Source organism: Halorubrum sp. AJ67, assembly GCF_000513435.1.
Genome location: NZ_CBVY010000003.1, coordinates 393,673 through 401,203, shown reverse-complemented (window position 1 = coordinate 401,203; position 7,531 = coordinate 393,673). Strand labels below are relative to the sequence as shown.

At 68.2% G+C, this 7,531-nt stretch carries 10 protein-coding genes; 6 read left to right on the top strand and 4 right to left on the bottom strand.

Annotation, left to right across the window (positions count from 1 at the left end; genetic code table 11):
* The first annotated feature begins 8 nt into the window (after positions 1 to 8).
* Positions 9 to 347, top strand: coding sequence for a DUF555 domain-containing protein (locus tag BN903_RS05250; protein WP_048076782.1), 339 nt, complete (start codon positions 9 to 11; stop codon positions 345 to 347).
* A gap of 123 nt (positions 348 to 470) precedes the next feature.
* Positions 471 to 1,010 (top strand): CBS domain-containing protein, encoded by a 540-nt coding sequence (locus BN903_RS05245; protein ID WP_048076693.1) that lies wholly within the window; start codon positions 471 to 473, stop codon positions 1,008 to 1,010.
* Between the two features lie 10 nt (positions 1,011 to 1,020).
* Here the strand turns inward: BN903_RS05245 and BN903_RS05240 are convergent, their stop codons facing one another.
* Entirely contained in the window at positions 1,021 to 1,206 is a 186-nt protein-coding gene (locus BN903_RS05240; RefSeq protein WP_048076692.1) for a hypothetical protein, read from the bottom strand.
* A gap of 341 nt (positions 1,207 to 1,547) precedes the next feature.
* On the opposite strand from BN903_RS05240, the gene BN903_RS05235 reads away from it, so the two are divergent.
* The 4 genes from BN903_RS05235 to BN903_RS05220 all read left to right on the top strand — a co-directional run bounded on the left by BN903_RS05235 (position 1,548) and on the right by BN903_RS05220 (position 4,739).
* The gene (locus tag BN903_RS05235) at positions 1,548 to 1,865 is read left to right on the top strand and encodes a hypothetical protein (RefSeq protein WP_195155717.1); all 318 of its coding nucleotides are present in this window, start codon (positions 1,548 to 1,550) and stop codon (positions 1,863 to 1,865) included.
* Between the two features lie 80 nt (positions 1,866 to 1,945).
* A complete protein-coding gene (locus tag BN903_RS05230; protein ID WP_048076691.1) occupies positions 1,946 to 3,694 on the top strand; it encodes a nitrite/sulfite reductase in 1,749 nt (582 codons plus the stop codon).
* A gap of 28 nt (positions 3,695 to 3,722) precedes the next feature.
* Positions 3,723 to 4,031 (top strand): DUF6360 family protein, encoded by a 309-nt coding sequence (locus BN903_RS05225; protein WP_048076690.1) that lies wholly within the window; start codon positions 3,723 to 3,725, stop codon positions 4,029 to 4,031.
* Between the two features lie 123 nt (positions 4,032 to 4,154).
* Complete coding sequence (locus tag BN903_RS05220; protein WP_048076689.1) at positions 4,155 to 4,739, top strand: response regulator; 585 nt, start codon at positions 4,155 to 4,157, stop codon at positions 4,737 to 4,739.
* 37 nt (positions 4,740 to 4,776) lie between these two features.
* Here BN903_RS05220 and purM read toward each other — a convergent pair whose 3' ends face one another.
* The 3 genes from purM to BN903_RS05205 form a co-directional block, all read right to left on the bottom strand.
* Complete coding sequence (gene purM, locus BN903_RS05215; RefSeq protein WP_048076688.1) at positions 4,777 to 5,829, bottom strand: phosphoribosylformylglycinamidine cyclo-ligase; 1,053 nt, start codon at positions 5,827 to 5,829, stop codon at positions 4,777 to 4,779.
* 117 nt (positions 5,830 to 5,946) lie between these two features.
* Positions 5,947 to 6,621 (bottom strand): Zn-dependent protease, encoded by a 675-nt coding sequence (locus tag BN903_RS05210; protein WP_048076687.1) that lies wholly within the window; start codon positions 6,619 to 6,621, stop codon positions 5,947 to 5,949.
* Positions 6,618 to 7,531: TraB/GumN family protein (locus BN903_RS05205; protein WP_195155716.1), on the bottom strand; the 914-nt coding region annotated here is incomplete at its 5' end. The genes BN903_RS05205 and BN903_RS05210, both read right to left, overlap by 4 nt.

The following is a 7,531-nucleotide window of genomic DNA, read 5'->3' as shown; positions in this document are numbered from 1 at the left end:
GCCGCTGGTTGGTCCGAGACGTCGAGGAGACCGACGACGCCATCGGCGTCGCGGTCAGCGAAGCCGGCAAGCGACTCAACGAGACGGACAAGCAGTACGTCGAGGTCGAACCCGGCGTCACCGGCTGTCCGGCCTGCGGCGAGCCGTTCGACGCCGCGTTCCTCGCGGCGAACACGGCGCTCGTGGGACTCCTCTTGGAGATCGACGTGTTCAACGCCGACAGCGAGGAGCACGCGGAGCGGATCGCGAAAAGCGAGGTCGGCGGCGCGCTCCGCGACGTTCCGCTCGAAGTCATCGACGTCTTCGAGACCGAGGCCGACGACGAAGACGAGGAGCCGGAACGGTAACCGGCCCCGTCGTCGACCCGACCCGTCGGCGACCTTCCTCTCCGTAGGCGGTCCGACGACCTCGGCGGCGCGAGTTCGGTCGGTGCCGAAAGCTTTTCTAATAACCTTAAGTAATTAGTCGGCATGGAACTGCCGACGCCACAGGACCTCCGCGAGCGCCGGACGGCACTGGAGCTGACCCAGAGCGAACTCGCCGACGCCGCGGACGTCTCCCAGCCGCTCATCGCGCGGATCGAGGGCGGCGACGTCGACCCCCGGCTCTCCACGCTCCGCCGCATCGTCAACGCCCTTCAGGAGGCGGAAGGCGAAGTCGTGCGCGCGTCCGACCTGATGAACGAGACCGTGATCAGCGTCGCGCCGGACGACGCCGTGAGCGGGGCCGTCGAGCTCATGGAGGCGGAGGCGTACTCGCAGCTCCCCGTCCTCCAGAACGGCGTGCCGGTCGGTTCGATCAGTCAGGGCGACGTCGTCCACGCCGGCGAGAACGTCGGCGATCACCCCGTGAGCGAAGTGATGAGCGAGTCGTTCCCGACGGTCGCGCCGTCGGCGACCGTCGACGAGGTCAGGAACCTGCTGGACCACTACAAGGCCGTGATGGTCACCGACGGCGGCGAGACGGTCGGGATCATCACGGAGGCCGACATCGCCGCGCAGCTGTCGTAGGCTCGCGGCCTCACTCCTCTCGACGCTCGGAGAGCCGCTCCCAGATCTCCGTACAGCCCGCGCCGTCCTCGACGTCGTCGAGATGGTCCGTTCCGTCGTCGGGTTCTCGATCCGTCTCGTGGTCCGTGTCCTCCCCTCGCTGGCCGGTCTCCTCTCGTTCATCCCCAGTTGCGCGGGGATCGCCCGGCTCGGTCATCGTCCCTCCGGAACGTCGTCGAAGAGCTCGGGCGCTACGTCCGCGGACGCGTGTTGTCGGTACTCCCCGTCGTCGACCGGACTGGCGGGTCGATCGCCGGTGGAGTCGGGAACCGAATCGGTCATCACACCGAGGTAAGCGCGCACGAGCCATAAGTACCGTCACGCGTGTAAATCGAACCTCCACTCACGGATACCGGATTTCATGTCCGGTAGTTCGGAAGCTAATTTTACGGGAGATAGCGGTGTAGTCGGGTGGTTTTCCGATCTCTCGGCGTCATCGAAACGATCGCCGATTGCGACCACCGTCACCCATTGGACCGCGGCGGGGGAACGTGGGGTGTGACCACTCGATTGCGCGTCCTCGACGACGGGGCGTGGATCTCCGTCAACGACGACCGAAAAGTCCGCGTTAGCGAACTGTGGCGGCTCGACGCGCCGGATCTCTGTGAGTGCGCGCTTACCGATCTCGTCGTCGAGAACTTCCAGGCGGTCGGCGTCGACGGAGGGGCCGTCGAGGCGCGCGTGTACGGCCAGTGTATCGCGTGCGGAGAAACGGGAATCACTGGATGGATTCCCGTCGGACGGCTTCAGGACGGCTCCTTCGCCGAGATCGACCGCGACGCGGTCAGGTGTCCCACTCGCGATTCAGGCGAGTAACACTTGCCGCTTCGGGGAATCACCGGGAAGCGTTGACACGGTGCGGTCGGCTATATCCCCGCCGGGTGTAGCCGGTGGCGATGCCAACGGACGTAGAGAACTGGAAATCCGAGGTCTACGGGAACGAGGTCCGAGACCGCCTCTTTGAGTTCGCCGAGGAGGGGTTCGACTCGATCCCCGACGACGAGCGAGACGCGTGGTTCGAGCGCTTCAAGTGGTGGGGGCTGTACCACCAGCGAAACGGACAGGAGGGCTACTTCATGCTGCGGATCGGGACGCCGAACGGCGTCCTCGAACCGGGACAGCTCCGGGTCGTCGGCGAGATCGCCGACGAGTACGCCCGGGGACCGGGAACGAACCCGATCTTCGGCGACGCCTACGCCGACTTCACCACCCGGCAGTCGATCCAGCTCCACTGGATCGAGCTCTCCGACGTGCCCGCGATCTTCGAGAAACTGGAGGAGAACGGCCTCTCGACCCAGCAGGCCTGCGGCGACTCCTGGCGCAACATCGTCGGGAACCCCGTCGCGGGCAAGGACGGGCAGGAGGTGATCGACGCGTGGCCGGTCATCCGGGAGCTCAACGAGACGTTCAAGGGCAACGACGACCACGCCAACCTCCCGCGGAAGTGGAAGGTGTCCGTGACCGGCTCCGCCGACGGCTCCGGGCAGGGCGACATCAACGACCTCGCGTTCGAGCCCGCGTACAAGGAGGTCGACGGGGAGGACGCCGTCGGCTTCAACGTGCGCGTCGGCGGCGGCCTCTCGCGCAACGAGCCACGCTTCGCCCGCGACATCGACGTCTGGGTATCCCCGGACCGGGTGGCCGACGTCGCCGGCGGACTCTCCGCGCTGTTCCGCGACAACGGCGACCGCGAGGACCGGTACAACGCCCGGATCAAGTTCCTCGTCGACCAATGGGGGCCGGAGAAGGTCCGAGAGACCTTACAGGACGAGTACGTCGACTTCGAGCTCCGCACCGCGGGCCGCGACGTCCGCGAAGAGTACACGTACAACACGGGAGCGGGCGAGCGCAACGACCTGATCGGCGTCCACGACCAGAAGGACGGGACCAACTTCGTTGGGCTCAACGTCCTCGTCGGGCGGATGGGTGCCGAAGACGTCCTCGATCTGGCCGATCTGGCCGACGAGTACGGCTCCGGCGAAGTCCGGCTCTCGCAGCGACAGAACGTCATCGTCACCGACGTGCCGGACGACGCCCTCGACGCCTTCCTCGACGAACCGCTCTTGGAGCACTACTCGCCGTCCCCCTCGCCGTTCATGCGCGGCTCGGTCGCGTGTACGGGCACCGAGTTCTGCTCGCTGTCCATCGTCGAGACGAAGAACCGGCAGGTGCGGTTCGCGCGCTGGCTGAAAGCCAACGTCGACCTCCCGGACGGCGTCGACGAGTTCCACATCCACCTCTCCGGGTGTACGGCTTCGTGCGCGCAGCCGCAGATCGCGGACGTGAGCCTGCGCGGGATGAAGACCCGCAAGGACGGCGATCCGGTCGAGGCGCTCGACGTCGGCCTCGGCGGCGGACTCGGCGACGAGCCGGAGTTCGCCCGGTGGGTCACCCAGCGCCTCCCCGCCGACGAAGTCCCGGGAGCGATCGCGAACCTGATCGAGGGTTTCGCGGCCGAGCGCGACGAGGACGAGTCGTTCCGCGCGTTCGTCGCACGCCACGATGACGAGGAGCTGGACGCGCTCGTCGAACCAGAGGAGACGGACTACGAGGATCCAATGATGCACAACACGAAGCGCACGTGGTACCCGTACGCCGAGAACGACGCGATGGAGGACGCCCCGCCCGCGCCGTCGGACGACTGAAGTCGGCCCGCGGCGTAGCCTCTTCGACATGAGCAACCGACTGCTGCGCGTCAACGCGTACACCACACTCGACTTCGTCGACGGCCGGGTCCGCGCCCACGAGTTCGAGACCGAGGCACCCGGCGTCGTGAACGTCACCGCGCCGCGCGAGGACCCCGAACACGTCAGCTTACAGGTCGAACTCGACGGGACTGCCGTCGACGACCTCCCGGCGCACGCCGAGGAGTTCGACCTCTCGCCGGCGCAGGCCAGAGAGCTCGCGGACGCGCTGAACGACACCGCGGACCGCGTCGAGGCGGCGCGCCGCGGATCGTCCGCGGACGGCGACGAGGACTGACCCCGAGCGGCGACACCGGACCACACCTGTTGCGGCCGAAATCGGTCCTCTAGAGCCGCAGACGGACCGTCAAAGGGTCAAAACCGCAGGAAGGGTTATCCCGTCTTGGCGAGTACCGATAATATGAGTGAACGGCGAGAGACGACCACCGGACCGACCGTGCTGGTCGTCGACGACGACAGAAACACGGCGGATCTCTACGCGGACTACCTCGATGGGTACGCGGTTTCGACCGCGTATTCCGGCGGTGAGGCGCTGGACGTCCTCGATGAAACGATCGATGTCGTCCTGCTCGATCGCCGGATGTCGACGGTGACCGGCGACGACGTGCTCGAGTCGATCCGAGAGCGAAAGCTCCATTGCCGGGTCGTGATGGTCACGGCGGTCGAACCCGACGCCGACATCCTCGACCTTCCGTTCGACGACTACTTAGTGAAACCCGTCTCGGCGGATCAGATCCGCGACACCGTCTCGCAGATGCACGTCCGTAACGGGTGTGACGACATGATCCGGGAGATGTTCGCGATCGCCTCCAAGATGGCGACCGTCGAGTCCAAGATGAGCGTCGCCGAACTCGAGGCCAGCCCGGCGTACGCGGCGCTCGAGGCGGAGTTCGACGAACTGCGAACCGAAGTCGAGAACCGCGATACGGAAGAGAGCATGTACGTCGAGTTCACCGACGAGAAGCTCCGAAGCCTGTTGAGCTGACCGTCGATCCGGTCGAGTCTCCGAGCCGGGAACGCCGCTACAGCTCCAGCCCGCGGATCGCGACGGTCCCCTCCTCGTCGTCTCCGTCACCGCCCTCCGCCACGCGCCCGATCACGCGCCCGTCCGTCCCCGCCGCCAACTCCTCGGCCGCCTCGGGGTCCAGCGCGGCCACGAACCCGGTCCCCATGTTGAACGTGCGGTACATCTCCTCGTCGGAGACGTTCCCTTCCGACTGTACGAACTCGAAGACCGGCTGCGGGTCGAAGGCGTCGTCGATCACGTACCGGTTCCCGCCGAGCCGTTCGAGGTTCGTCCAGCCGCCGCCGGTGACGTGGGCCGCACCGCGGACGCCGTGTTCGCGCATCGGGTCGAGCAGGTCGGTGTATATCGCAGTCGGTTCGAGCAGCGCCGCGCCGAGCGTCTCGTAGTCGCCGAACGGACAGGCGTCGGCGTACGCGTGGTCTCGCGTGGCCGCCTCCCGCGCCAGCGTGAGCCCGTTCGAGTGGACCCCGGAGGAGCGCCAGCCGACCAGGGCGTCGCCCGGCTTGGCCTGCCCGTCGAACACGCCGTCCTTCGCGGCGAGACCGACGCAGGCACCGGCGAGGTCGAGTCCCCGAATCACGTCGGGCATCACCGCGGTCTCGCCGCCGACGAGTTCGATGTCGGCCAGTTCAGCACCCTCAGAGAGCCCCTCGCCGACCTGTTCGGCGAACCGCTCGTCCGGCTCGTCGACCGCGAGGTAGTCGACGAACGCGACCGGGCGGACGCCGGCCGCGACGAGGTCGTTGACGTTCATCGCGATACAGTCGATCCCGACCGTCGAGTAGTCGCCGAGCGCCTCCGCGACGAGCAGCTTCGTCCCCACCCCGTCGGTCGCGAGCGCGAGGTAGCGGTCGCCGATGTCGAGTAACCCGGCGTAGTCGCTCTCGGACTCGTCCGCCTCGGGGCCCGACCCGACCGCGCCGATCAGCGCCGCGGTCGCGGCCTCGCTCGCGTCGACGTCGACGCCCGCGTCCGCGTAGGTGAGTTCGTCGGTCTCCCGCTCGGCCGCCGCCGATTCCCCGCCGTCGCCCCCGTCGCCCTCGGACATGTGTGTGAGACCGCGCCCGCGGAGCAAAAAACGCACCGTTCGCCGCGACGGGGACGCCTCCCGGGACCACCGCCGCGACGAGAGCGCCCTCCGGAACCGCCGCCCCGACGTCGACCGTTAGAACGGCCCGCCGAACCCGAGTCCGAGGACGAACACCAGTCCGACCGCGAGCAGCGCGGAGGGCACGAAGACGGCCGCCCACACCGGTTTGCTCCACCCCATCACCGTCTTCCCGTCGAGGGGGCCGTACGGGACCAGGTTGAACGCCGCGAGAAACGCGTTGATCGCGATCCCGCGCGAGCCGAGGACCGTCACGAGGTCGCTCCCGAGGACGCCGCCGAGGACGAAGAGCGGGACGAACGCGACCATCAGCCCGAGGTTCACGGCCGGGCCGGCGAGCGCGATGTGACCGTGTTCGCGCGGCGTGAGCCGCCCGCGGTGGTGGACCGCCCCCGGCGCGGCGAAGATGAAGCCTAAGAGCGAGCTCATCACGGCCAGAAACAGCATGCTGTTGTCCGCGCGGAACTCGGCGACCTGGTCGTAGTGGACCGCGACCACCTTGTGTGCGACCTCGTGGAGGAGGAAGGCGACCCCGGCGGTCGCGAGCGCGACGAACAGCGGCGGGAACACGCCCGCGGCGAGGATCCGACCGATCCCGCCCCACCCGCCGACGAAGAACAGCATGAACGCGACGCCGAGCGCGAGCCACGCGACGAGGAGGTCGCGGATCTCGGTCCCGCTGAAGTAGAGCCCCCCGATCCGCCGGCCCGAGAGGGTCGAGCCGGCGCTCATGCGAGTCCCCCGACAGCGCCGCGAACGAGGTCTGCCCCGTTGACCGCGCCGTCGACGAGCAGCCGACCGACGTCCTCGACGCCGCCGACCTCAGCGCCGAACATCGCTGGGATGACGTACGCCGCGAAGAGGAAGCTCGCGACGATGCTCCCGACGTTCGTCATCGCGACGACGACGATGAGCCGGAACAGCGGCACGTCCAACATCGCGGAGAGCAGGTCCGTCATCGACCGGCTCTCGTCGCCGAGCAGCTCGTTGAGCGCTCCGATGTCGGCGACGTTCACCGTCAGGCTCCTGAGTTCGACGTAGCCGGTGAACCAGCCGGGCGCGAGCAGCGGATTGATCGAGGTCATCCACGCGACCGCGCCGCCGACGCCGGCCGAGAGCCACCGCGCGCCGGCGATCTTCGCGAACGCGAACGCGAAGACGCCGTTGATCAGGAACCACGCGCCGAACAGCCGGATCAGGAACGCGTTCCCGGCCCCGCCCAGCGCCAGCAGGACGAAGAAGCCGACGAAGCCGACCGTGATCGCGTAGCCGATCGCCTTCTTCCACGGCAGGCCTCGCCCGGACTCCTCGCCGACCAGATCCGCCATCGGCGGGAGCGTCGCGGGACTCCTGAGATACCCTTCGATCCCCGCCCGATGTCCGGCCCCGACGACGGCGACCACGTCGTAGCCGGCGTCGCGGAGCGCGACGAGCCGGTGGGCGATGAACGCGTCGCGCTCGTCGATGAGCGCCTCCGCGCCGCCCGGGGAGAACTGGCGGAACTCCTCCATCATCATCGTCACCACGTCCGTGTCGGTGAGGTCGGCGGCGTCTAACTCCTCGATCCCGCCGGCCTCGGTGTCGGTCTCTCCGCCGGCGAACGCGCCCACCGCGCCCGCGAGGAGGAGGCCGACGTACCAGG

What these genes read in the sequence shown, in the direction of transcription:
- BN903_RS05240 (WP_048076692.1), bottom strand. Translation starts at nt 1,206, where the DNA reads ATGACCGAGCCGGGCGATCCCCGCGCAACTGGGGATGAACGAGAGGAG.
- BN903_RS05225 (WP_048076690.1), top strand. Translation starts at nt 3,723, where the DNA reads ATGAGCAACCGACTGCTGCGCGTCAACGCGTACACCACACTCGACTTC.
- BN903_RS05220 (WP_048076689.1), top strand. Translation starts at nt 4,155, where the DNA reads ATGAGTGAACGGCGAGAGACGACCACCGGACCGACCGTGCTGGTCGTC.
- BN903_RS05230 (WP_048076691.1), top strand. Translation starts at nt 1,946, where the DNA reads ATGCCAACGGACGTAGAGAACTGGAAATCCGAGGTCTACGGGAACGAG.
- purM (WP_048076688.1), bottom strand. Translation starts at nt 5,829, where the DNA reads ATGTCCGAGGGCGACGGGGGCGACGGCGGGGAATCGGCGGCGGCCGAG.
- BN903_RS05210 (WP_048076687.1), bottom strand. Translation starts at nt 6,621, where the DNA reads ATGAGCGCCGGCTCGACCCTCTCGGGCCGGCGGATCGGGGGGCTCTAC.
- BN903_RS05245 (WP_048076693.1), top strand. Translation starts at nt 471, where the DNA reads ATGGAACTGCCGACGCCACAGGACCTCCGCGAGCGCCGGACGGCACTG.